26 protein-coding genes are annotated in these 21,701 nt (G+C 58.6%); 21 read left to right on the plus strand and 5 right to left on the minus strand.

From position 1 onward, the window contains the following. Positions 1 to 7 precede the first annotated feature (7 nt). The 16 genes from rpsN (at position 8) to bfr (ending at position 9,719) form a co-directional block, all read left to right on the plus strand. Entirely contained in the window at positions 8 to 313 is a 306-nt protein-coding gene (rpsN, locus tag VC35_RS17015) for a 30S ribosomal protein S14 (RefSeq protein ID WP_003176414.1), read from the plus strand. Between the two features lie 209 nt (positions 314 to 522). Then, positions 523 to 915, plus strand: a complete 393-nt coding sequence (rpsH, locus tag VC35_RS17020) for a 30S ribosomal protein S8 (protein WP_003186040.1) — start codon at positions 523 to 525, stop codon at positions 913 to 915. Positions 916 to 927: 12 nt separating this feature from the next. Then, a complete protein-coding gene (rplF, locus tag VC35_RS17025) occupies positions 928 to 1,461 on the plus strand; it encodes a 50S ribosomal protein L6 (RefSeq protein ID WP_003176412.1) in 534 nt (177 codons plus the stop codon). 10 nt (positions 1,462 to 1,471) lie between these two features. Then, positions 1,472 to 1,822, plus strand: a complete 351-nt coding sequence (rplR, locus tag VC35_RS17030; RefSeq protein ID WP_003186037.1) for a 50S ribosomal protein L18 — start codon at positions 1,472 to 1,474, stop codon at positions 1,820 to 1,822. 3 nt (positions 1,823 to 1,825) lie between these two features. Continuing rightward, positions 1,826 to 2,326: a 30S ribosomal protein S5 gene (gene rpsE, locus VC35_RS17035; RefSeq protein ID WP_007943782.1), complete on the plus strand. Its 501-nt coding sequence runs from the start codon at positions 1,826 to 1,828 to the stop codon at positions 2,324 to 2,326. A gap of 2 nt (positions 2,327 to 2,328) precedes the next feature. Beyond that, positions 2,329 to 2,505 (plus strand): 50S ribosomal protein L30, encoded by a 177-nt coding sequence (gene rpmD, locus VC35_RS17040; RefSeq protein ID WP_003186033.1) that lies wholly within the window; start codon positions 2,329 to 2,331, stop codon positions 2,503 to 2,505. A gap of 3 nt (positions 2,506 to 2,508) precedes the next feature. Next, positions 2,509 to 2,946 (plus strand): 50S ribosomal protein L15, encoded by a 438-nt coding sequence (rplO, locus tag VC35_RS17045; RefSeq protein WP_007896782.1) that lies wholly within the window; start codon positions 2,509 to 2,511, stop codon positions 2,944 to 2,946. Further along, the gene (secY, locus tag VC35_RS17050; RefSeq protein ID WP_003228718.1) at positions 2,947 to 4,275 is read left to right on the plus strand and encodes a preprotein translocase subunit SecY; all 1,329 of its coding nucleotides are present in this window, start codon (positions 2,947 to 2,949) and stop codon (positions 4,273 to 4,275) included. A 24-nt stretch (positions 4,276 to 4,299) separates the two neighbouring features. Further along, on the plus strand, positions 4,300 to 4,416 hold the full coding sequence (rpmJ, locus tag VC35_RS29005) for a 50S ribosomal protein L36 (protein ID WP_002555468.1): 117 nt from the start codon (positions 4,300 to 4,302) through the stop codon (positions 4,414 to 4,416). A 130-nt stretch (positions 4,417 to 4,546) separates the two neighbouring features. Continuing rightward, positions 4,547 to 4,903: a 30S ribosomal protein S13 gene (gene rpsM / locus VC35_RS17055; RefSeq protein ID WP_009045849.1), complete on the plus strand. Its 357-nt coding sequence runs from the start codon at positions 4,547 to 4,549 to the stop codon at positions 4,901 to 4,903. A gap of 30 nt (positions 4,904 to 4,933) precedes the next feature. Beyond that, on the plus strand, positions 4,934 to 5,323 hold the full coding sequence (gene rpsK / locus VC35_RS17060) for a 30S ribosomal protein S11 (protein ID WP_002555466.1): 390 nt from the start codon (positions 4,934 to 4,936) through the stop codon (positions 5,321 to 5,323). Between the two features lie 18 nt (positions 5,324 to 5,341). Further along, positions 5,342 to 5,962: a 30S ribosomal protein S4 gene (rpsD, locus tag VC35_RS17065; RefSeq protein WP_003176404.1), complete on the plus strand. Its 621-nt coding sequence runs from the start codon at positions 5,342 to 5,344 to the stop codon at positions 5,960 to 5,962. Positions 5,963 to 5,984: 22 nt separating this feature from the next. Further along, positions 5,985 to 6,986: a DNA-directed RNA polymerase subunit alpha gene (locus VC35_RS17070; RefSeq protein WP_007970428.1), complete on the plus strand. Its 1,002-nt coding sequence runs from the start codon at positions 5,985 to 5,987 to the stop codon at positions 6,984 to 6,986. Between the two features lie 42 nt (positions 6,987 to 7,028). Beyond that, positions 7,029 to 7,415 carry a 50S ribosomal protein L17 gene (gene rplQ, locus VC35_RS17075; RefSeq protein ID WP_046041617.1) on the plus strand — a complete coding sequence of 129 codons (387 nt, stop codon included), beginning with the start codon at positions 7,029 to 7,031 and terminating at the stop codon, positions 7,413 to 7,415. Between the two features lie 236 nt (positions 7,416 to 7,651). Next, the gene (locus tag VC35_RS17080) at positions 7,652 to 9,106 is read left to right on the plus strand and encodes a catalase (protein ID WP_046041618.1); all 1,455 of its coding nucleotides are present in this window, start codon (positions 7,652 to 7,654) and stop codon (positions 9,104 to 9,106) included. Positions 9,107 to 9,254: 148 nt separating this feature from the next. Next, on the plus strand, positions 9,255 to 9,719 hold the full coding sequence (bfr, locus tag VC35_RS17085; protein ID WP_008053867.1) for a bacterioferritin: 465 nt from the start codon (positions 9,255 to 9,257) through the stop codon (positions 9,717 to 9,719). Positions 9,720 to 9,784: 65 nt separating this feature from the next. On the opposite strand, the gene uvrA is transcribed toward bfr, so the two are convergent. Continuing rightward, a complete protein-coding gene (gene uvrA, locus VC35_RS17090) occupies positions 9,785 to 12,619 on the minus strand; it encodes an excinuclease ABC subunit UvrA (RefSeq protein ID WP_046041619.1) in 2,835 nt (944 codons plus the stop codon). Positions 12,620 to 12,810: 191 nt separating this feature from the next. On the opposite strand from uvrA, the gene VC35_RS17095 reads away from it, so the two are divergent. After that, the gene (locus VC35_RS17095) at positions 12,811 to 14,208 is read left to right on the plus strand and encodes an MFS transporter (RefSeq protein ID WP_046041620.1); all 1,398 of its coding nucleotides are present in this window, start codon (positions 12,811 to 12,813) and stop codon (positions 14,206 to 14,208) included. Positions 14,209 to 14,217: 9 nt separating this feature from the next. Beyond that, entirely contained in the window at positions 14,218 to 14,736 is a 519-nt protein-coding gene (locus VC35_RS17100; RefSeq protein ID WP_007984430.1) for a single-stranded DNA-binding protein, read from the plus strand. Between the two features lie 103 nt (positions 14,737 to 14,839). Here the strand turns inward: VC35_RS17100 and VC35_RS17105 are convergent, their stop codons facing one another. After that, complete coding sequence (locus VC35_RS17105; protein WP_046041621.1) at positions 14,840 to 15,388, minus strand: cysteine hydrolase family protein; 549 nt, start codon at positions 15,386 to 15,388, stop codon at positions 14,840 to 14,842. A gap of 101 nt (positions 15,389 to 15,489) precedes the next feature. Between VC35_RS17105 and VC35_RS17110 the strand changes: the two genes are divergently transcribed. The 3 genes from VC35_RS17110 to VC35_RS17120 all read left to right on the plus strand — a co-directional run bounded on the left by VC35_RS17110 (position 15,490) and on the right by VC35_RS17120 (position 18,554). Beyond that, positions 15,490 to 16,482, plus strand: a complete 993-nt coding sequence (locus VC35_RS17110; RefSeq protein WP_046041622.1) for a GlxA family transcriptional regulator — start codon at positions 15,490 to 15,492, stop codon at positions 16,480 to 16,482. A 214-nt stretch (positions 16,483 to 16,696) separates the two neighbouring features. Continuing rightward, positions 16,697 to 17,806 (plus strand): DUF3182 family protein, encoded by a 1,110-nt coding sequence (locus tag VC35_RS17115; protein WP_046041623.1) that lies wholly within the window; start codon positions 16,697 to 16,699, stop codon positions 17,804 to 17,806. Beyond that, positions 17,796 to 18,554, plus strand: coding sequence for an alpha/beta hydrolase family protein (locus VC35_RS17120; protein WP_046041624.1), 759 nt, complete (start codon positions 17,796 to 17,798; stop codon positions 18,552 to 18,554). Before VC35_RS17115 ends, VC35_RS17120 begins: the two co-directional genes overlap by 11 nt. Positions 18,555 to 18,600: 46 nt before the next feature. Here the strand turns inward: VC35_RS17120 and VC35_RS17125 are convergent, their stop codons facing one another. The 3 genes from VC35_RS17125 to VC35_RS17135 are packed head-to-tail and all read right to left on the minus strand — an operon-like array spanning position 18,601 to position 21,627. Then, the gene (locus tag VC35_RS17125) at positions 18,601 to 19,587 is read right to left on the minus strand and encodes a lysylphosphatidylglycerol synthase domain-containing protein (RefSeq protein WP_046041625.1); all 987 of its coding nucleotides are present in this window, start codon (positions 19,585 to 19,587) and stop codon (positions 18,601 to 18,603) included. Continuing rightward, complete coding sequence (gene clsB / locus VC35_RS17130; protein WP_046041626.1) at positions 19,574 to 20,866, minus strand: cardiolipin synthase ClsB; 1,293 nt, start codon at positions 20,864 to 20,866, stop codon at positions 19,574 to 19,576. Before clsB ends, VC35_RS17125 begins: the two co-directional genes overlap by 14 nt. After that, positions 20,863 to 21,627: an endonuclease/exonuclease/phosphatase family protein gene (locus VC35_RS17135; RefSeq protein WP_046041831.1), complete on the minus strand. Its 765-nt coding sequence runs from the start codon at positions 21,625 to 21,627 to the stop codon at positions 20,863 to 20,865. Before VC35_RS17135 ends, clsB begins: the two co-directional genes overlap by 4 nt. Positions 21,628 to 21,701: the final 74 nt, after the last annotated feature.

Raw genomic sequence — 21,701 nt, forward strand, 5'->3', positions numbered from 1 at the left:
TAGGAAAATGGCCAAGATGAGCATGAAAAACCGCGAGCTGAAGCGTCAGCTCACGGTTGCCAAGTACGCCAAGAAGCGTGCAGCACTGAAAGCTATCATCGTTGATCTGAACGCAAGTCCAGAAGCACGTTGGGAAGCTACAGTAGCTCTGCAGAAGCAGCCACGTGACGCAAGCGCTTCGCGCATGCGTAACCGCTGCCGCCTGACCGGTCGTCCACACGGCGTTTACCGCAAGTTCGGCCTCGGCCGTAACAAGCTGCGTGAAGCTGCAATGCGTGGTGACGTACCTGGTCTGGTTAAAGCCAGCTGGTAAGCACTGTCAAAGTCTCGGTGGTCCGGATCGCAAGATCCTGACCACCGGTGACCTTGAACTTGAATCAAGCCCCTTTTGGGGCTTGATTCATTTGTGGGGTGTGTCTAGAATACCCGGCTCGCCTGAGCCCGTGCTTTTTCCGCATGGATGAGCTCGGCGACAAGTAGTAGCCGCAAGGCTAATTTTTTTGTATTAGGAGCGTCTAGCCCATGAGTATGCAGGACCCGTTAGCGGACATGCTAACTCGAATCCGTAATGCCCAGATGGCTGAAAAGTCCGTCGTAAGCATGCCATCTTCTACTTTGAAGGTAGCTGTTGCCAAAGTCCTGAAGGACGAAGGTTACATTGCGGGTTATCAGATCAGCAGCGAAATCAAACCACTGCTGTCCATCGAGCTGAAGTACTTCGAAGGCCGTCCGGTCATCGAAGAAGTGAAGCGCGTTAGCCGTCCAGGCCTGCGTCAGTACAAGTCCGTCGATGATCTGCCAAAAGTTCGTGGCGGTCTCGGTGTGTCTATCGTCTCCACCAACAAAGGTGTGATGACGGATCGTGCTGCGCGCGCTGCCGGTGTCGGCGGCGAAGTTCTTTGCACTGTGTTCTAAGGGGGGATAAGCATGTCACGCGTCGCTAAGAACCCCGTTAAGCTGCCAGCCGGTGTCGAAGTAAAATTCGCAGGCCAACAGCTTTCGGTGAAGGGTGCCAAGGGCACTCTCGAACTGAACATCCATTCGTCCGTTGAGATCGTTGAAGAAGCTGGTGAGCTGCGTTTCGCTGCTCGCAATGGCGATCAACAAACTCGCGCAATGGCTGGTACCACTCGTGCGTTGGTAAACAACATGGTCCAAGGCGTAAGCCAAGGCTTCGAGCGCAAGCTCCAGCTGGTCGGTGTTGGTTACAAAGCGCAAGCAAAAGGCACAGTGCTGAACCTGGCTCTTGGCTTCTCGCACCCAGTGGATTATGAACTGCCGGAAGGCATCACCGCTGAGACTCCTAGCCAGACCGATATCCTGATCAAGGGCATCGATAAGCAGCTGGTAGGTCAAGTGGCCGCCGAGATCCGCGACTTCCGTCCACCAGAGCCGTACAAAGGCAAAGGTGTGCGCTACGCGGACGAAGTCGTCCGTCGTAAAGAAGCCAAGAAGAAGTAGGGCATAGCAAATGACCGACAAAAAAGTTACTCGACTGCGTCGCGCTCGCAAAGCACGCCTGAAAATGCACGAACTCGAAGTCGTGCGTCTCTGCGTGTTCCGCTCGTCGCAGCACATCTACGCCCAGGTCATTTCGGCCGACGGCAACAAAGTCCTGGCATCTGCCTCGACTTTGGATAAAGAACTGCGTGATGGCGCCACTGGCAACATCGACGCGGCCACTAAGGTTGGCCAGCTGGTCGCTACGCGTGCTAAAGCCGCTGGCGTCTCGCAGGTGGCTTTCGACCGCTCTGGCTTCAAGTATCACGGCCGCGTCAAGGCGCTGGCTGATGCTGCTCGTGAAGCTGGGCTGGAGTTCTAAGTTATGTCAAATAACGACCAAAAGCGCGACGAAGGCTACATCGAGAAGCTGGTTCAAGTTAACCGCGTAGCCAAAACCGTTAAAGGCGGCCGTATCTTCACTTTCACCGCGTTGACCGTGGTGGGTGATGGTAAAGGGCGTGTTGGCTTCGGCCGTGGCAAGTCGCGTGAAGTGCCTGCTGCGATCCAGAAGGCAATGGAAGCTGCTCGCCGCAACATGATCCAAGTTGATCTGAACGGCACCACTCTGCAGTACGCAATGAAGTCCGGTCACGGCGCTTCGAAGGTGTACATGCAGCCTGCTTCTGAAGGTACCGGTATCATCGCTGGCGGCGCTATGCGTGCTGTCCTCGAAGTTGCTGGTGTTCAGAACGTTCTGGCCAAGTGCTACGGCTCGACTAACCCGGTAAACGTGGTTCACGCCACTTTCAAAGGTTTGAAAGCTATGCAGTCTCCTGAATCCATTGCCGCCAAGCGTGGCAAAAGCGTCAAGGAGATCTTCTGATCATGGCTACCGTAAAAGTTACGCTGATCAAAAGCATGACCGGCCGCATCCCTAACCACAAATTGTGCGTTAAGGGTCTGGGTCTGCGTCGCATCGGTCACACTGTAGAAGTACTTGATACTCCCGAGAATCGCGGGATGATCAACAAGGCTTACTACATGCTGCGTGTCGAGGGTTAATCGATGAAACTCAATGATCTGAGTCCAGCGCCGGGTTCCCGTCGCGAAAAGCATCGTCCGGGCCGTGGTATCGGTAGTGGTTTGGGCAAGACCGGTGGCCGTGGCCACAAAGGTCAGTCCTCCCGCTCCGGTGGCACCATTGCTCCAGGCTTTGAAGGCGGTCAACAGCCGCTGCATCGTCGCCTGCCGAAGTTCGGTTTCGTTTCCCTGAAGGCCATGGACCGCGCAGAAGTGCGTCTGTCCGAGCTGGCTAAAGTGGAAGGCGACATCGTCACCGTGCAGTCCCTGAAAGATGCCAACGTGATCAACGTCAACGTACAGCGTGTGAAAATCATGCTGTCCGGTGAAGTGACTCGCGCTGTCACTATCGGCAAGGGAATCGGCGCCACCAAAGGTGCGCGTGCGGCTATCGAAGCAGCTGGCGGCAAGTTCGAGGAATAAATGGCTAAGCAAGGTGCTCTCTCTGCGCTCGGCAAAGGCGGTATGTCTGAACTCTGGGCTCGTCTGCGTTTTCTGTTCCTGGCGATTATCGTCTACCGAATAGGCGCACACATCCCGGTTCCAGGTATCAACCCGGACCGACTCGCGGACCTGTTTCGACAGAATGAGGGGACCATTCTTAGCTTGTTCAACATGTTTTCCGGCGGCGCGCTGGAGCGGATGAGCATCTTTGCACTGGGGATCATGCCGTACATCTCGGCATCGATCATCATGCAACTGATGACAGCCGTCAGCCCGCAGCTGGAGCAGTTGAAGAAGGAAGGTGAAGCTGGCCGTCGCAAGATCAGCCAGTACACCCGCTACGGCACTGTCGTCCTCGCTCTCGTCCAGGCCATTGGCATGTCCATTGGTCTGGCGGGGCAGGGCGTTGCGTTCACTGGTGACTTTGGCTTCCATTTCGTCGCGGTATCCACTTTTGTGGCTGGTGCGATGTTCATGATGTGGCTGGGTGAGCAGATTACTGAGCGTGGTGTTGGCAACGGTATCTCGATGTTGATTTTTTCGGGTATCGTCGCCGGTCTTCCGAGAGCGATCGGGCAGTCTTTCGAGTCTGCACGTCAGGGTGATATCAACATCTTCGCCCTGGTTGCCATCGGTTTGCTGGCAGTAGCGATTATCGGTTTCGTGGTGTTCATTGAGCGTGGTCAGCGTCGTATTGCTGTTCACTACGCCAAGCGTCAGCAGGGCCGCAAGGTCTTCGCTGCGCAGACTAGCCACTTGCCGCTGAAGGTGAACATGGCCGGTGTTATTCCGGCTATTTTCGCGAGCAGCATTTTGCTGTTCCCGGCTTCGTTGGGTGCCTGGTTCGGTCAGTCTGAAGGTATGGGCTGGTTGCAGGACATCTCGCAGTCGATCGCTCCTGGTCAGCCGTTGAATATTCTGCTGTTTAGTGCAGGGATTATTTTCTTCTGCTTCTTCTATACGGCGTTGATGTTCAATCCGAAAGACGTAGCGGAAAACCTGAAGAAGTCCGGTGCCTTTATTCCGGGCATCCGTCCAGGTGAGCAGTCTGCGCGCTACATTGATGGCGTTCTGACTCGCTTGACCATGTTCGGTGCTCTTTACATGACGGCCGTCTGCCTGTTGCCCCAGTTCCTGGTGGTTGCAGCCAACGTACCGTTCTACCTTGGCGGGACCTCGTTGCTGATCGTCGTCGTGGTTGTGATGGACTTCATGTCCCAAGTACAATCGCACCTCGTTTCGCACCAGTACGAATCCCTGATGAAGAAAGCCAACCTGAAGGGTTACGGCAGCGGCATGCTGCGCTGACCCATAAGGTTCGAGGAGTTGGTGATGAAAGTTCGTGCATCGGTGAAAAAGCTGTGCCGTAACTGCAAGATTATTCGCCGCGAAGGTGTTGTTCGAGTAATTTGCAGCGCGGAACCGCGTCACAAACAGCGCCAAGGCTGAGTGTGATTGTGCTTCAAGCCCGGCAGCTAGTGCGCTGCCGGGTTGATTATTTGTTATTACAGCGATATTATCTCGCGCCCTATTTCTTGGCTTCCGGGGCGTAGGTAGCTGTCAATTGGAGTCCCACTGAATGGCCCGTATTGCAGGCGTTAACATTCCAGATAACAAGCATACTGTTATCTCGCTGACCTACATCTATGGTGTTGGTCGCACTACTGCACAGAAAATTTGTGCAGAGACTGGGGTAAACCCAGCAGCAAAGATCAAAGATCTGAGCGACGAGCAAATTGAACAGCTGCGTGGCGAAGTGGCGAAGTTCACCACTGAAGGTGACCTGCGTCGCGAAATCAACATGAAAATCAAGCGCTTGATGGACCTCGGTTGCTATCGCGGTCTGCGTCATCGTCGCGGTCTTCCAGTGCGCGGTCAGCGTACCAAGACCAACGCGCGTACCCGTAAAGGTCCGCGTAAGCCGATCCGCAAGTAATCGCCCCAGCGAATCGACAGGAAATTAATCATGGCAAAACCTGCTGCTCGTCCTCGTAAAAAAGTTAAAAAGACAGTGGTTGATGGCATCGCCCACATCCATGCATCTTTTAACAACACCATCGTGACCATCACCGACCGTCAAGGTAACGCTCTTTCCTGGGCTACCTCCGGTGGTTCGGGTTTCCGCGGTTCCCGCAAGTCCACCCCGTTTGCTGCTCAAGTAGCTGCTGAACGTGCTGGTCAAGCTGCGCTGGAATACGGCCTGAAAAACCTCGACGTCAATGTCAAAGGTCCAGGTCCAGGTCGTGAATCCGCAGTCCGCGCTTTGAACGGCTGTGGCTACAAGATCGCCAGCATCACCGACGTGACGCCAATCCCGCACAACGGGTGCCGTCCGCCGAAGAAGCGCCGCGTGTAATCCAGGAGATTGTAAAGAATGGCTCGTTACATTGGTCCAAAATGCAAACTCGCTCGTCGCGAAGGCACCGATCTCTTCCTGAAGAGCGGCGTGCGCGCGATCGAATCGAAGTGCAACATTGAAGCAGCACCTGGTATCCACGGCCAACGCCGCGGTCGCCAGTCCGATTACGGCACCCAACTGCGTGAAAAGCAGAAGGTCCGTCGTATCTACGGCGTTCTCGAGCGTCAATTCAGCGGCTACTACAAAGAAGCTGCTGGCAAGAAAGGTGCAACCGGTGAAAACCTGCTGCAACTGCTCGAATGCCGTCTGGACAACGTTGTATACCGTATGGGCTTTGGTTCGACTCGTGCCGAATCCCGTCAGCTGGTATCGCACAAGTCGATCAGCGTAAACGGTCAGACCGTTAACGTTCCGTCCTACCAGGTTCGTGCTGGTGACGTGGTCGCTGTTCGCGAGAAAGCAAAAAATCAACTTCGCATTGTCCAAGCTCTCGATCTGTGTGCCCAACGTGGCCGCGTAGAATGGGTAGAAGTAGACACTGAGAAGAAGTCGGGCGTTTTCAAGAACGTTCCAGCTCGCAGTGATCTGTCCGCCGACATCAACGAAAGCCTGATTGTCGAGCTCTACTCCAAGTAAGGGCTAGAAAATAGGTGCATCCATGCAGATTTCGGTAAATGAGTTCCTGACACCCCGCCACATTGATGTGCAGGTTGTCAGTCCAACCCGCGCCAAGATCACTCTCGAGCCTCTCGAGCGTGGCTTTGGCCATACCCTGGGCAACGCGCTGCGCCGCATCCTGTTGTCCTCAATGCCCGGCTGTGCAGTAGTCGAGGCCGAGATTGACGGTGTGCTCCACGAGTACAGCGCCATCGAAGGTGTACAGGAAGACGTAATTGAAATCCTGTTGAACCTTAAAGGTCTGGCTATCAAGCTGCACGGTCGTGACGAAGTTACGCTGACCTTGTCGAAGAAGGGTTCGGGGGTGGTTACCGCTGCCGATATTCAGCTGGATCATGATGTCGAGATCGTTAATCCCGATCACGTAATCGCTAACCTGGCGTCTAACGGCGCCCTGAACATGAAGCTCGTAGTAGCTCGTGGTCGTGGTTATGAACCGGCAGATTCGCGTCAGAGCGATGAAGACGAAAGCCGCAGCATCGGTCGCTTGCAGCTTGACTCTTCGTTCAGCCCGGTTCGCCGTATCGCATACGTGGTGGAAAACGCCCGTGTCGAGCAGCGTACTAACCTGGACAAGCTGGTTATTGATCTGGAAACCAACGGTACTCTGGATCCTGAAGAGGCAATTCGCCGCGCTGCAACCATCCTGCAACAGCAGTTGGCTGCGTTCGTCGACCTCAAGGGTGACAGTGAGCCAGTGGTTGTCGAGCAGGAAGACGAGATCGATCCGATCCTGCTTCGCCCGGTTGACGATCTGGAACTGACTGTACGTTCGGCTAACTGCCTTAAGGCGGAAAACATCTACTACATCGGTGACCTGATTCAGCGTACCGAAGTAGAGCTGTTGAAGACTCCGAACCTGGGCAAGAAATCCTTGACTGAAATCAAGGACGTTCTGGCCTCCCGCGGTCTGTCCCTCGGCATGCGCCTCGACAACTGGCCGCCTGCAAGTCTTAAGAAGGACGACAAGGCGACTGCCTGATCGTCGTAATCACCGAACGTAGTGTTTGGTAAGGAATGAACCATGCGTCATCGTAAAAGTGGTCGTCACCTGAGCCGCACCAGCTCGCACCGCAAGGCCATGTTCCAAAACATGGCGGTGTCGCTGTTCGAGCACGAGCTGATCAAAACTACTCTGCCAAAAGCTAAAGAACTGCGCCGCGTTGCCGAGCCGCTGATCACTTTGGCCAAGATAGATAGCGTTGCTAACCGCCGTCTGGCTTTCGACCGTACTCGTTCGAAAGCTATCGTTGGTAAGCTCTTCAACGACCTGGGCAAGCGTTACGCTACCCGTGAGGGTGGCTACCTGCGCATCCTCAAGTGCGGTTTCCGCGCTGGCGACAACGCGCCTATGGCGTACGTCGAGTTGGTTGATCGTGCTACTGCTGGCGAAGCTGTATCTGCCGAGTAAGACGTCAGTCTGAAACAAAGAACCGGGCCTAGTGCCCGGTTTTTTGTGCCTGTAAGAAACGCGTCGTTTGTACAAGCGTCTCCTTCGTCCACGCCGGCATTATGTGTTGGGGATGATCATTATCTTTCTCTATCGATGACTGCAAGTTAATGAATTTGTAGCTGTCATATTGATGATCAATACTCCTTCTCAGCCGATAGCCGGCAGTTCAAGACCGACAGAGGAAGGAAGATCGCATGAGCCAAAACAAAACGCTTACCACCGCCAGTGGCGCTCCTGTTGCCGATAACCAGAATTCCCGTTCCGCCGGCCCTCGTGGCCCGCTGCTGCTCGACGACTTTCACTTGATCGAGAAGCTTGCCCACTTCAACCGTGAAAACATCCCTGAGCGCCGTGTGCACGCCAAAGGCTCGGGTGCCTACGGTACGTTCACCGTGACGCGCGATATCACTCAATACACCAGCGCGAAGCTGTTTGAGGCAGTCGGTAAGCAAACCCCGACTTTCCTGCGGTTTTCCACCGTGGGTGGTGAGCGTGGTTCGGCCGATACCGAGCGTGATCCGCGCGGGTTCGCCTTGAAGTTCTACACCGAGGAAGGCAACTGGGACATCGTTGGCAACAACACCCCCGTGTTCTTCATTCGTGATCCACTGAAGTTTCCGGACTTTATCCACACCCAGAAGCGTTTGCCGCAAAGCAACCTGAAGAGTGCCCAGGCGATGTGGGACTTCTGGTCGCATTCGCCCGAGGCGCTGCACCAAGTCACCATCCTGTTCTCCGACCGGGGTATCCCTGATGGATACCGCCACATGCACGGCTTTGGCAGCCACACCTACAGCCTCATCAACGCTCAAGGTGAGCGTCATTGGGTGAAGTGGCACTACAAGACCAAACAGGGGATCAAGAACCTTGCTCCTGCCGAGGCTGCGCGCCTGGCGGGTACTGATCCGGATTACGCCCAGCGCGATCTGTTCAATGCCATCGAGCAGGGTGATTTCCCGAAATGGCGCGTGTGCATTCAGATCATGAGCGAGGCTCAGGCCGCGGCGCACTACGAGAACCCGTTTGATGTCACCAAAACCTGGTCGCAGAAAGAGTTTCCACTGATTGAGGTCGGAGAACTTGAGCTCAATCGAAATCCGCAGAACTACTTCGCGGAAGTCGAGCAAGCGGCGTTCGGTCCCAGCAACATGGTCCCGGGTGTTGGTCTGTCGCCCGATCGTATGCTGCAAGGGCGGGTCTTCGCCTACGCGGACGCTCATCGCTACCGTGTCGGCACCAATCACCAGCAGTTGCCCGTCAACGCTCCACGGAGTCCGGTCAACACTTACCAGCGCGATGGTTCGATGGCTTTTGGCAGCAATGGCGGAGCGGCGCCGAACTACGAGCCGAACAGCTACGTTGAGTCGCCGAAGCAGGCGCCTCGTTACGCTGAGCCCGCGTTGGCCCTCAGTGGTGCCGCCGATCGTTACGATCACCGTGAGGACACGGATTACTACAGTCACGCCGGCGCATTGTTCCGCTTGATGACTGAAGAGCAGAAATCACTGCTGATCAGCAACATCGCCGGTGCGATCTCGGGTGTGTCGAGTGATGTGGTTGATCGCCAGCTGCAACATTTCTACAAGGCTGACCCGGCGTATGGAGAAGCAATCGCAAAACTGCTCAACGTACAGCTTAACGAAGTCTAAATGAGAAGCAGAACCGCCCTTGTTTGGGCGGTTTTTGCGTTATTTCAGCCGATTTTCTCAGAATATCTTCGCTTTTATTGCGTCTTGCGAGTGACGGTATGGGCATGTTGGTTCAAACTACAACTTTCAAGCAGGGAGATGTAGGGCAATGCAAGGCCACCCAGATGTGATCGATTACCTCAACACGTTGCTGACCGGCGAACTGGCCGCGCGTGATCAATATTTCGTCCACTCGCGGATGTATGAGGACTGGGGTTTCACCAAGCTCTACGAACGAATCAACCACGAGATGGAAGAGGAAGCAGGGCACGCTGATGCCTTGATGCGCCGGATTCTCATGCTCGAAGGCACACCGCGCATGCGTCCGGACGATCTCGATGTCGGCACCACGGTGACCGAGATGCTCGAAGCGGACTTGCGCCTGGAGTACAAGGTGCGGGCTGCGCTGTGCAAGGGCATCAAGCTCTGCGAGCAGCACAAGGACTATGTCAGCCGCGAAATGCTGCGGGTTCAATTGCATGACACCGAAGAAGATCACACCTACTGGCTCGAGAAACAGTTGGGTCTGATCAAGTTGATCGGGCTTGAAAACTACCTGCAATCCCACACCTGATTGCTGCGAATACAAAAAAGCCCCTGTCACTGATGAAGTGACAGGGGCTTTTTCATGGGGGCCGGTTAAGCCCGATCGCGCTCCAGCAGCGGCTTGAGGTAGTAACCAGTGTGGGATTGCTTCATCTCTGACACTTCCTCCGGTGTGCCGACGGCAATGATCTGCCCGCCCTTGGAACCACCCTCCGGACCCAGGTCCACCAGCCAGTCAGCGGTTTTGATCACGTCCAGGTTGTGTTCGATCACTACCACTGTGTTGCCGTGGTCGCGCAGGCGATGCAACACATCCAGCAGTTGCTGGATATCCGCGAAGTGCAGCCCGGTGGTGGGTTCGTCGAGGATGTACAGGGTCTTGCCGGTATCGCGTTTGGACAGTTCACGGGACAGTTTCACCCGCTGGGCTTCACCGCCGGACAGCGTGGTCGCCGATTGCCCCAGCTTGATGTACGACAGGCCGACGTCCATCAACGTTTGCAGCTTGCGCGCCAAGGCCGGTACGGCATCGAAGAACACTCGCGCTTCCTCGATGGTCATTTCGAGGGTTTCGTGGATGCTCTTGCCCTTGTACTTGATCTCCAGGGTCTCGCGGTTGTAACGCTTGCTCTTGCACACGTCGCAGGGCACGTAGATGTCCGGCAGGAAGTGCATCTCGACCTTGATCAGGCCGTCGCCCTGGCAGGCTTCGCAGCGGCCGCCCTTGACGTTGAAGGAGAAGCGCCCCGGCCCGTAGCCCCGGGAGCGGGACTCCGGTACGCCGGCGAACAACTCGCGGATCGGTGTGAACAATCCGGTGTAGGTCGCCGGGTTGGAGCGCGGTGTACGGCCGATCGGGCTCTGGTCGATGTCGACGACCTTGTCCAGGTGCTCCATGCCCTTGATGCTGTCGTGGGCGGCCGCCTCAAGCGTCGTTGCGCCGTTCAGCGCCGTGGCGCTCAGCGGGAACAGGGTGTTGTTGATCAGTGTCGACTTGCCGGAGCCGGACACGCCGGTCACGCAAGTCAGCAGGCCGATCGGAATCTCCAGGTCGACACTGCGCAGGTTGTTGCCACGCGCGCCCTTGAGTGAAAGCGTCAGCTTCTTGTTGCGCGGCGTACGCTTGGCCGGGACTTCGATCTTCACCCGGCCCGACAGGTATTTGCCCGTCAGCGAATCCGGATGCGCCATGACCTCGGCCGGTGTGCCTTCGGCGACGATATGACCGCCATGCACACCAGCGCCCGGGCCGATGTCCACCACGTAGTCGGCCAGGCGGATCGCGTCTTCGTCGTGCTCGACCACGATCACCGTGTTACCGATGTCGCGCAGGTGCTTGAGGGTGCCCAGCAGCCGGTCGTTATCGCGCTGGTGCAGGCCGATGGATGGTTCGTCGAGGATGTACAGGACGCCCACCAGGCCGGCGCCAATCTGGCTGGCCAGGCGAATACGCTGGGCCTCGCCACCGGACAAGGTGTCCGCGCTGCGATCCAGCGACAGATAGTCGAGGCCGACGTTAACCAGGAACTGCAGGCGCTCGCGGATTTCCTTGAGGATCTTGTCGGCGATTTCGCCGCGACGTCCGGTGAGCTTGAGCCCGCCAAAATAATCGGAGGCATCGCCGATCGGCAGGTTGGTCACTGCCGGCAGGGTTTTCTCGCCGACCCACACGTGCCGCGCTTCACGCCGCAGACGGGTGCCACGGCAATCCGGGCACGACTGGGTGCTGAGGAACTTGGCCAGTTCTTCGCGCACCGATGCCGATTCGGTTTCGCGGTAACGGCGCTCCAGGTTCGGCACGATGCCTTCGAACGGGTGCGAGCGTTTGACGATATCGCCACGGTCGTTCAGGTATTTGAAGTCGACGTTTTGCGAACCGCTGCCGTGCAGGATGAATTTCTGCTGATCGGCTGGCAGTTCGTTGAACGGAACTTCGAGGCTGAACTTGTAGTGCGAGGCCAGCGAGCCGAGCATCTGGAAGTAATAGACGTTGCGCCGATCCCAGCCACGAATCGCCCCTTCGGCCAGGGTCAGTTCGCCATTGACCAGGCGCTTGATGTCGAAGAACTGCTTCACCCCCAAGCCATCACAGGTCGGGCAAGCGCCGGCCGGGTTGTTGAAGGAGAACAGCTTGGGCTCCAGTTCGCTGATCGCGTGGCCGCAGATCGGGCAGGCGAAGCGTGCGGAGAAGATCATCTCTTCACCCGGCTCGTCGTCCATCGGCGCCACAAGGGCGATGCCGTCCGCCAGTTTCAGCGCGGTCTCGAAGGATTCGGCCAGGCGCTGTTGCAGGTCGGCGCGAACCTTGAAGCGGTCGACCACCACATCGATGGTGTGTTTTTTCTGCTTGTCGAGCTTGGGCGCTTCGTCCAGCTCATAGAGCTTGCCGTTGATTCGGGCGCGGACGAAGCCCTGTGCGCGCAGCTCTTCGAAAACCGACAGGTGCTCGCCTTTGCGCTCGCGAATGACCGGCGCCAACAGCATCAGCTTGCTGCCCTCCGGTTCGGCGAGGACCAGGTCGACCATCTGGCTGACGGTCTGCGCTTCCAGCGGGATGTCGTGATCCGGGCAACGGGGAATACCCACGCGTGCATAAAGCAGGCGCAGGTAGTCGTAGATTTCGGTGATGGTGCCGACCGTCGAGCGCGGGTTGTGCGAGGTCGACTTCTGTTCGATGGAGATCGCCGGCGACAAGCCTTCGATGGTGTCGACGTCGGGCTTTTCCATCATCGACAGGAACTGCCGGGCGTAGGCCGACAGCGATTCGACGTAGCGACGCTGACCTTCGGCGTACAGGGTGTCGAAAGCCAGGGACGACTTGCCGGAGCCGGACAGGCCGGTGATGACGATCAGCTTGTCCCGTGGCAGGGTCAGGTCGATGTTCTTCAGGTTGTGGGTTCGAGCCCCACGAATCAGGATCTTGTCCAAAGTGGCCTCGCTTGGCGGGCGTCGAAAACGTAGGAGTATACGGCCAAATACTGGATGGATGCACACTATCGAACGAGTGGGCTACTGTCTTACATGAAGAGTGTGTCAGCAATGCGCGTCAAAGCGTCGCGATATACCCTGCCAATCGATGGGACTGGTAGAATCGCCGCCGGTTCACATGAGGTTTTTCCATGCACGATCCCCACAGCGAGCGCATGAGTGGCAGCGAGACCCGCGCAGCAAGCGGTCTGGCCCTGGTGTTCGCCTTCCGTATGCTTGGCATGTTCATGGTGTTGCCGGTACTGGCGACCTATGGGATGGATCTGGCCGGAGCCACGCCGGCCCTGATCGGTCTGGCGATTGGCGCTTATGGCCTGACCCAGGCAGTGTTCCAGATTCCTTTCGGTTTCATTTCCGACCGCATCGGTCGCCGCCCGGTGATTTACCTGGGCCTGATCGTCTTTGCGCTCGGCAGTCTGCTGGCAGCCAATGCCGACTCGATCTGGGGCGTGATCGCCGGCCGGGTCCTGCAGGGCGCGGGGGCGATTTCCGCGGCGGTCATGGCGCTGTTGTCCGACCTGACCCGCGAGCAGCACCGGACCAAGGCCATGGCCATGATCGGCATGACCATTGGCCTGTCGTTTGCGGTGGCCATGGTGGTCGGCCCGCTGCTGACCCGCGCCTTCGGACTGTCCGGATTGTTTCTTGCTACCGGAGGCATGGCGCTGTTCGGCATCGTGATCGTGATGTTCATGGTGCCGCGCTCCACCGGCCCGTTGCAGCACCGTGAGTCCCGTGTCGCGCGCCAGGCGCTGATCCCGACCCTCAAGCATCCGGACCTGCTGCGCCTGGACCTGGGCATTTTTGTGTTGCACGCGATGTTGATGTCCAGTTTCGTCGCCTTGCCGCTGGCGCTGGTCGAGAAAGCCGGGCTGCCCAAAGAGCAGCACTGGTGGGTGTACCTGACCGCGCTGCTGATTTCTTTCTTCGCCATGATCCCGTTCATTATCTACGGCGAGAAGAAACGCAAAATGAAACGAGTTTTACTCGGCTCCGTCGTGACGCTGATGCTCACTGAGCTATTCTTCTGGCAGTTCGGCGACAGCTTGCGGGCTCTGGTGATCGGTACGGTGGTGTTCTTCACCGCGTTCAATCTGCTGGAAGCTTCGTTGCCGTCGTTGATCAGCAAGGTTTCACCGGCCGGAGGCAAGGGTACGGCGATGGGGGTTTACTCCACCAGCCAGTTCCTCGGCTCGGCACTGGGGGGAATCCTCGGTGGCTGGCTGTTCCAGCATGGCGGTCTGTCGGTTGTGTTCCTCGGATGCGCCGGTCTGGCTGCCCTCTGGCTGGCCTTTGCTGTTACCATGCGCGAACCTCCCTACGTCACGAGCCTGCGCTTGCCGTTGTCGCCTGAGGCGATCCGCGAAGCGGGTCTGGTCGAGCGCCTGAAGGCGGTCGTAGGGGTAACAGATGCAGTCATCGTCGCGGAAGAGGCGGCGATTTACATCAAACTGGACACCGAACTATTGGATCGCACCACCCTTGAGTGCCTGGTGAACAACCCGGCCGGGGCAGCGTGCGTAGCCTAGGAGAACGTTATGGCCCGTGGGGTTAACAAAGTCATATTGGTCGGCACTTGCGGCCAGGATCCCGAAGTTCGCTACTTGCCTAACGGTAACGCCGTGACCAACCTGAGTCTGGCGACCAGCGAACAGTGGACCGACAAGCAAACCGGTCAGAAAGTCGAAAAGACCGAATGGCACCGTGTGTCGATGTTCGGCAAGGTTGCAGAAATCGCTGGCGAATACCTGCGTAAAGGTTCGCAGGTCTACATCGAAGGCAAGCTGCAGACCCGCGAGTGGGAAAAAGACGGTATCAAGCGTTACACCACCGAAATCGTGGTCGACATGCAAGGCACCATGCAACTGCTGGGCGGCCGTCCACAGGGCGACCAGCAGGGCCAGGGCGGCGGTAACAACTACCAGCAGTCCGCGCCACGCCAGCAGGCTCCGCGTCCACAGCAGTCGGCGCCGCAACAGTCGCGCCCGGCTCCACAGCAGGCTGCACCTCAGCCGGCTCCGGATTTCGACAGCTTTGATGACGATATTCCGTTCTAAAGCAGCTGCCAGCCTCAAGCTACAAGCGGCAAGCTGAAATACAAAACCCGCACTTCGGTCTGAAGTGCGGGTTTTTTATGGGCGGTGGAATTTGGTTGCAGACTCAGGCCGCGAGGAACTCGTTGGTCGACACCACGCTGGCATAGGCAAACGCCAAGGACGCCATGAACGCCGCATGAACCTGCGCCGCCGGAACCGCTACGCCATTGAACTCCAGGTCACGGGTGGCGCAGGCGTCGTGGATCACGGTGACCGTATAGCCAAAATCCGCCGCCGCACGGGTGATGCCGTCGACGCACATGTGGCTCATGCTGCCCACGACCACCAGTTCCTTGATGCCTTGCTCGTCGAGGATCGATTTCAGCTCGGTTTCGCGGAACGAGTTGACGAAGTGCTTGAGTACCACCGGTTCGTCGGCGTGGTTGAGCACTTTCGGGTGCAACTTCGCCCCCTCGGAGTTCGGAGTGAAAAACGGCGCTTCTTCGGAGGTGAATTCGTGGCGGATGTGTACCACTGAATCCCCCGCGTCGCGGAAGGCCTTGATCAGGCGGACGGCGTTGTCTGCGGCGGCGTCGGCACCGACCAGCGGCCACTTGCCTTGGGGGAAGTAGTCGTTCTGGATATCGACTACGATGAGCGCTTGCTTGGCCATGACTGTTTCCTCGAAGTGTGTGTTGGTGTGGAATGAAGTATTGGCTCTGGCAGGTGATCCGGGGATTGGCCGCACCGACAATAGAAGGGGGAAAACTGACAATGGACGCAGAAAGGGCAATCGCTGAACTCGGCGTGCTGATCTATCCCGGTGCGCAGATGGCGGCGGTGCATGGCTTGACGGACTTGTTCGGGGTGGCCAATCGGATCGCTGCCGAGCATCAGTCTGCGCAGTTGCCACTGTTGCGGGTCAGCCATTGGCAGGTCGAAGGCGATCAGCCGCCGGTTCGGGTCTTCGACAGCCATCCAGGCCCGGAGCCCGCCTTGGTGGCCGTGTTGATTCCGCCTTCGATCGGCGGTTTTTCCGAGGGCCAGGCGCCACAGGGATTGATCCGCTGGTTACGTGAACAACATGCCAGCGGCGCGACGCTGGGCGGTGTTTGCGTGGGTTCTATCCTGTTGGCCGAAAGCGGTCTGCTCGATGGTCGCAGCGCCACCACTCACTGGACCTCGGCCAAAGCCTTCGCCGAACGTTATCCGGCGATCAGGCTCAAGGCCGATACGCCGATTGTCGATGACGGCGATCTGATTACCACTGCCGGGCTGATGGCCTGGTCGGAACTGGGTCTGCGCCTGGTCAACCGGCTGCTGGGGCCGAGCATCGCCACCAACACCGCACGTTTTCTGGTGGTGGAACACAGCGACAGCGCCAGTGAGTGCGGCAGCAACTTTGCGCCGATCCTCAGCCACGGCGATGCGGCGATACTCAAGGTGCAGCACTGGCTGCAAAGCACCGGGGCGACCGATGTGTCGCTGGCGGCAATGGCCGAAAAGGCAGGGCTGGAAGAACGCACCTTCCTGCGCCGTTTCCGCGCGGCCACCGGGCTCAAACCCACGGAATACTGCCAGCATCTGCGAGTCGGCAAGGCCCGGGAAATGCTTGAGTTCACCAACGGCACCATCGACCACATCGCCTGGACCGTGGGTTATCAGGACCCCGGGGCGTTTCGTGCGACGTTCAGGAAAATCACTGGGTTGGCGCCGAGTGATTATCGGACGCGGTTTGGAGTGACGCCGGCTGCTGCGGCACGGTAGGCCATTAACAACAAATCCCACATTGGTTCTGTGCCAGTATTGAATCGTGCAAAATGCCGGAATATCAAAGGGCGTCGTGCAGAATAAAACAGGCCACATGCCATCACTTCCTGTGCAACGAGCTGATTTAAACCCCCTTTTCCCTCAACAGGCCTTGGCCTGATCTCTGCACCCCTTCATCTACATTCATCAAGCGTCGATTGAAGGGGGATGCATGACCCCAACAAACCGCAGGAAACTGGTGGTCGCCCATTCGGTGCTCGCCGACGCCCCACTGCACGAAGTTGAAACCAACCGTGCACTGGCCCGCTGGCTGGCGCAGATTTTGGGGCTCAAGTACGGCGGCAGCTATGACCCGCAGTTGCATGACGGGCGAGACCTCTACCTTTTGCCGACCCAGACCCTGGTGGGCGCGGCGGCTGCCCGGCAACTGGGGGTCAAAGGGCCGGAGGACTTGTGGGGCGGTTATGTCGACCACGACTTCATCTGCACCAAGGCCATCAGCCACGGGTTGCTCAACCACCACGCCCACGCGCCGCCAGGCTGGGCGCCGTTGTTTTCCGAGCGGGTGCGCAGCGTGGTGCTCGACGGTTTCAGCGTGTTCTCCCTGAAGGATGCGCGCCCGGCGGCGGAGCATCTGTTGTCCACCGGGCCGATCCGTCTGAAGCCGATTCATGCCTGCGCCGGGCGTGGTCAGGAAGTGATCAAAAGCCTCGACGAGTTCGATGAAGTGCTGGCCAGGCCAGAGGCTGAGGCCACGTTCTGCGAAGGCGTGGTGCTCGAACAGGATCTGAACCAGGTGATCACCCACAGCGTCGGCCAGAGTTTTATCAGCGGCAAGGTACTCAGTTACTGCGGTGATCAATACTTGACCGAGGACGCTCAGGGTGAGCAGGTGTATGGCGGGTCCAACCTGTCGGTGGTGCCGGGTGACTATGACCAATTGCTGAAGCTGGATCTGCCGGAAGACGTGCAACTGGCGATCCATCAGGCACAGGTGTTCGACAACGCGGCGGATGAAGCCTATCCGGGGTTCTATGCCTCGCGGCGCAATTACGACATCGCCCAGGGTCTGGGCAGCAACGGCCAGCCGCGCAGTGGCGTGCTCGAACAGTCCTGGCGCATGGGCGGAGCCAGCAGTGCTGAGGTGGCGGCCTTGCAGAGTTTCATCAACGATCCGGGGATGCGCGCGATTCGTGTGTCTTCGGTGGAAACCTACATCGATCAGCCGCTGCCGGCGGACGCCATCGAGGTGTACCGCGGGCCGGCCCAGACCAGTGACTTTCTCCTCAAGTACGTGACGGTTAAATCCTATGACGGCTAGAAGCGAATCCATTCAGATCGACATCGACGACGAACAGATGAGCGGGACCTTCCTGAGCCCCAAATCGAAAGTCCCCGGCGTGCTCTTCGTGCACGGTTGGGGCGGCAGTCAGGAGCGGGATCTGGAGCGCGCCAAAGGTATCGCCGGGTTGGGGTGCGTGTGCCTGACCTTCGACCTGCGCGGGCACACCGGTGGTACCGGTATCCCATTGACCCGGGTAACCCGGGAAGACAATTTGCGTGACCTGCTGGCGGCCTATGACCGCTTGCTCGCGCATCCGGCCCTCGATACCTCGGCAATTGCCGTAGTCGGCACCAGTTACGGGGGGTATCTGGCCTCGATCCTGACCTCGCTCAGGCCGGTGCGTTGGCTGGCGCTGCGAGTGCCAGCGCTGTATCGCGACGAGCAATGGCACGCGCCGAAACGCGACCTGGACAAGCTGGATCTGCGTGATTACCGAAGCACCCTGGTGCGTGCCGACAGCAACCGGGCGTTGCATGCCTGCTCGCAATTCACCGGGGATGTCCTGCTGGTGCAGTCGGAGACCGACGACTACGTGCCCCATTCGACGATCATGAGTTACCGCGCGGCGTGCCAGCAGACTCACTCGTTGACCCATCGCATCATCGATGGCGCCGACCACGCGCTGAGCGATCCGGTTTCGCAGCAGGCCTACACCTCGATCCTCGTCGGGTGGATTACCGAGATGGTGGTGGGGGAGCGGTTGAGCATTATTCAATCATCCTGAGATTTGCGCTGGTCCTGCTCGCGATGGCGTCCTCACAACCACCCCATCACTTTGGTTTTTTCTCGATCCGCAACGCCTTGGCCTTGGCCTCCACCAGCAAATACATCACCAGGGCAATCAACAGCGGCAGGATGAAATAAATCGCCCGATAGGCCAGCAGCCCCGCCACCAGGCTGCCTCGCGAAACCTCGTGTTGCAGCAACGCCACGAACACAGCTTCCAGCACGCCGAGCCCGGCCGGGATGTGAGTGATGACTCCGGAGATGGCACTGATCAGCAACACACCCAGCACCAGTGGATAATCCAGTTTGCTCGGCAGCAAGGTGAAAATCACCGCCGCCATCAGCGACCAGTTCAGGGCACCGAGGGCCAGTTGCAGCACCGCCATGTGCAGCGAAGGCAGGTCAATCTCGATGCCTCGAATCGCCCACTCCCGACGCTTGGCAAACCGGCACGCCGCCAGGTACCCGGCGCTCAGCAGCAACAGTAAAACCCCCACGCCTTGCAGCGCGCTACTGCTGAGCTTCCAGCCCGGCGGCATGCGCACCAGCCCGCTGCTGAACACGGCACCGGCAATCACCATGTACCCAAACCAGTTGGTTGCCAGGCTCAGGCCGAGGATTTTCGCGATGTTGCTCTTGCTGACCCCGAGCCGCGAATACAGCCGGTAACGCATGGCAATGCCGCCGACCCAGGCGCTCAGGTTCAGGTTGAAGGCGTAGCTGATGATCCCCACCGGCAGGATCTGCTTCCAGGTCAGGTTCTGACGGATGTAGGTGCGGCCGATCAGGTCGAAGCAGGCGTACACCAGAAAACTCACCAGGGTCAGCCCCGACGCAATGATCAGCGTGCGCACCTTGAAATCCGCCAGGTTATCGAACACCTCGTTCCATTCGAGGCGCTGGGCAAGCATCGTGAACAGCACGATCAGCATCAGGAAAAACAGCATCGTCAGCGGTCGTTTCCAGCGGCTCCAGTGCGGCTTGCCAGGGCTTTTGGCGTGAGTTGTCGTGTGGGGTTCAGCGCGGTTCATGGTCAGCGCTCCCGGTCGGAACAGGGAAGGGTTTAAGGCGAGGTTTGTGCGCCGGCAACCAACCGGCCCACGCCGGGAAATGCCGCAGGAAGTGAAACACCAGAAAACCGATGGTCATGTGCCAGACACGCCCGCGTGGCGCGATGTCGTGAGACATGGCCTTGCAATGGTTGTCGCTGAGGTCTTCCAGGCGATCGAACAGAACTCGATTGAAGCAACGGTCGCGGATCAGCACGTTGGCTTCCAGATTCATCGACAGGCTCAAGGGGTCGAGGTTGCTCGAGCCTACGGTGCTCCAGTCTTCATCCACCAGCGCGACCTTGCCGTGCAGCGGGCGGTCGCAATATTCGTAGATCTTCACTCCGGACTTGAGCAAGTACTCGTAGGTCATGCGCGCCGCAAGCCTGGCCACCCGCATGTCTGGCTGGCCCTGCAGGATCAGCCGCACATCCACGCCACGGCGGGCCGCGTTGCGGATCTCGCGCAGCAAGCGGAAACCGGGAAAGAAGTAGGCGTTGGCGATCACCACCCGGCGCTGCGCCTGGCACAATACCTGGCGGTAAACCTCCTCGATGTCGGTCTGGTGCTCTCCGTTGTCGCGGTACACCAGCCGCACCTGGCCATCGTGATCACTGAAGGCCAGTTCCGAACGCCGCTGCCGACGGCGTTGCCACCAGTATTTGGCGTGCACCGGGCGACCGCATTGCAGCAGGGCAAAGTGATGGATATCGGCCACGGCCGGGCCTTGCACTTCTACGGAATAATCCTGTTTGGCCTCGGGGCCGAAGTCGGCCAGATGATCGGCGGAAAAGTTGATCCCGCCGACGAACGCGACGGTGCCATCGACCACCACAATCTTGCGGTGCAGACGCCGGAACCAGTTGGTGCGGATGCCCAGGCGTTTCGGCGCCGGGTCGAACATTTGCAGGTGCACGCCGGCGGCGGTCAGGGCGGTGAGGAACCCGGTACTCAGTTCGCCGCAGCCAAAGCCGTCGAGGCTGACGGTAGTGCGCACGCCACGTTGAGCGGCTTCGATCAGGATCTGCTGCAGCTCATTGCCGACCTTGTCCTCGAACAGAATGAAGGTTTCCAGCAGGATTTCATTTTGCGCCCGGCGCAGGGCTTCAAACACCCGGGGAAAATACGCCTCGCCGTTTTCCAGCAATTCGACCCGATTGCTGCCTTGCCAGCCGTATTCGACATCGACTGCTGTCGGCTCGCGGGTCGGCGGAGCAGGGATATGTTCCAGGGTGGTTTTTTCCATCGACTGGCTGCTCATAGCTCGATCTCCACCGACAGCGGGACGTGGTCGGAAAGGTGCGACCAGGGCCGGGAGGTCAGCACTTGCGGATGGCTGGCCTTGAGGTTGCGCACGTAGATGCGGTCCAGGCGCAATGCCGGCAAGCGCGCAGGGAAACTGCGCGCCGGTTTGCCATGGTGCGCGGCGAAGACTTCGCGCAAGCCGCTGGGTTTGAGCAATGCATCGGCGCGCTGGCGCCAATCGTTGAAGTCCCCGGCGACAATCACCGGGGCGTCTCCGGGCAGGGCGTCCAGGCGCTGGGCGAGCAGCTTCAGTTGCGCGGTGCGATGGGTTTCGCGCAGCCCCAGGTGCACGCAAATGGCATGCACTTCCTGGCCGTCGCCGGGCAAGCGCAACACACAATGCAAGAGCCCGCGGTTCTCGTGGCCGCTGATGGACACGTCGAGGTTGTCGTGGCGGATGATCTGGAACTTCGACAACAGCGCATTACCGTGATCGCCCGCCGGATATACCGCATTGCGGCCATAGGCGAACTGCGGCCACAGACTGTCGGCAAGGAATTCGTATTGCGGCATCGCCGGCCAGTTGGTATAGCGCCTGGGATGCTGCTCGTGGGTACCGTGGACTTCCTGCAAAAACACCACATCGGCAGACACACTGCGCACCGCTTCACGCAGTTCCGGCAGGATGAAACGTCGGTTGAGCGCGGTGAAACCTTTATGGGTGTTGACCGTCAGCACCGTGAAACGACAAGTGACGGACGAATCTTTTACCCGCATGTCGGTTGCGTTTGAGTGTGCGGGAACATCGGTGTGATTCGCTGCCATGTCGCCTCCCGCCTGACGGCTCCTGT

This window comes from Pseudomonas fluorescens (genome assembly GCF_000967965.1).
Classification (GTDB): domain Bacteria; phylum Pseudomonadota; class Gammaproteobacteria; order Pseudomonadales; family Pseudomonadaceae; genus Aquipseudomonas; species Aquipseudomonas grandcourensis.

Coding starts and splice junctions, on each gene's coding strand:
- rpsE (WP_007943782.1), top strand. CDS start 1,826: ATGTCAAATAACGACCAAAAGCGCGACGAAGGCTACATCGAGAAGCTG.
- VC35_RS17095 (WP_046041620.1), top strand. CDS start 12,811: ATGCACGATCCCCACAGCGAGCGCATGAGTGGCAGCGAGACCCGCGCA.
- VC35_RS17110 (WP_046041622.1), top strand. CDS start 15,490: ATGGACGCAGAAAGGGCAATCGCTGAACTCGGCGTGCTGATCTATCCC.
- rpsH (WP_003186040.1), top strand. CDS start 523: ATGAGTATGCAGGACCCGTTAGCGGACATGCTAACTCGAATCCGTAAT.
- rplR (WP_003186037.1), top strand. CDS start 1,472: ATGACCGACAAAAAAGTTACTCGACTGCGTCGCGCTCGCAAAGCACGC.
- rplQ (WP_046041617.1), top strand. CDS start 7,029: ATGCGTCATCGTAAAAGTGGTCGTCACCTGAGCCGCACCAGCTCGCAC.
- VC35_RS17135 (WP_046041831.1), bottom strand. CDS start 21,627: ATGCGGGTAAAAGATTCGTCCGTCACTTGTCGTTTCACGGTGCTGACG.
- rpsD (WP_003176404.1), top strand. CDS start 5,342: ATGGCTCGTTACATTGGTCCAAAATGCAAACTCGCTCGTCGCGAAGGC.
- VC35_RS17105 (WP_046041621.1), bottom strand. CDS start 15,388: ATGGCCAAGCAAGCGCTCATCGTAGTCGATATCCAGAACGACTACTTC.
- rplF (WP_003176412.1), top strand. CDS start 928: ATGTCACGCGTCGCTAAGAACCCCGTTAAGCTGCCAGCCGGTGTCGAA.
- secY (WP_003228718.1), top strand. CDS start 2,947: ATGGCTAAGCAAGGTGCTCTCTCTGCGCTCGGCAAAGGCGGTATGTCT.
- rpsK (WP_002555466.1), top strand. CDS start 4,934: ATGGCAAAACCTGCTGCTCGTCCTCGTAAAAAAGTTAAAAAGACAGTG.
- VC35_RS17115 (WP_046041623.1), top strand. CDS start 16,697: ATGACCCCAACAAACCGCAGGAAACTGGTGGTCGCCCATTCGGTGCTC.
- rpsM (WP_009045849.1), top strand. CDS start 4,547: ATGGCCCGTATTGCAGGCGTTAACATTCCAGATAACAAGCATACTGTT.
- VC35_RS17080 (WP_046041618.1), top strand. CDS start 7,652: ATGAGCCAAAACAAAACGCTTACCACCGCCAGTGGCGCTCCTGTTGCC.
- bfr (WP_008053867.1), top strand. CDS start 9,255: ATGCAAGGCCACCCAGATGTGATCGATTACCTCAACACGTTGCTGACC.
- clsB (WP_046041626.1), bottom strand. CDS start 20,866: ATGAGCAGCCAGTCGATGGAAAAAACCACCCTGGAACATATCCCTGCT.
- VC35_RS17120 (WP_046041624.1), top strand. CDS start 17,796: ATGACGGCTAGAAGCGAATCCATTCAGATCGACATCGACGACGAACAG.
- rpmD (WP_003186033.1), top strand. CDS start 2,329: ATGGCTACCGTAAAAGTTACGCTGATCAAAAGCATGACCGGCCGCATC.
- VC35_RS17070 (WP_007970428.1), top strand. CDS start 5,985: ATGCAGATTTCGGTAAATGAGTTCCTGACACCCCGCCACATTGATGTG.
- rplO (WP_007896782.1), top strand. CDS start 2,509: ATGAAACTCAATGATCTGAGTCCAGCGCCGGGTTCCCGTCGCGAAAAG.
- rpmJ (WP_002555468.1), top strand. CDS start 4,300: ATGAAAGTTCGTGCATCGGTGAAAAAGCTGTGCCGTAACTGCAAGATT.
- VC35_RS17125 (WP_046041625.1), bottom strand. CDS start 19,587: ATGAACCGCGCTGAACCCCACACGACAACTCACGCCAAAAGCCCTGGC.
- VC35_RS17100 (WP_007984430.1), top strand. CDS start 14,218: ATGGCCCGTGGGGTTAACAAAGTCATATTGGTCGGCACTTGCGGCCAG.
- rpsN (WP_003176414.1), top strand. CDS start 8: ATGGCCAAGATGAGCATGAAAAACCGCGAGCTGAAGCGTCAGCTCACG.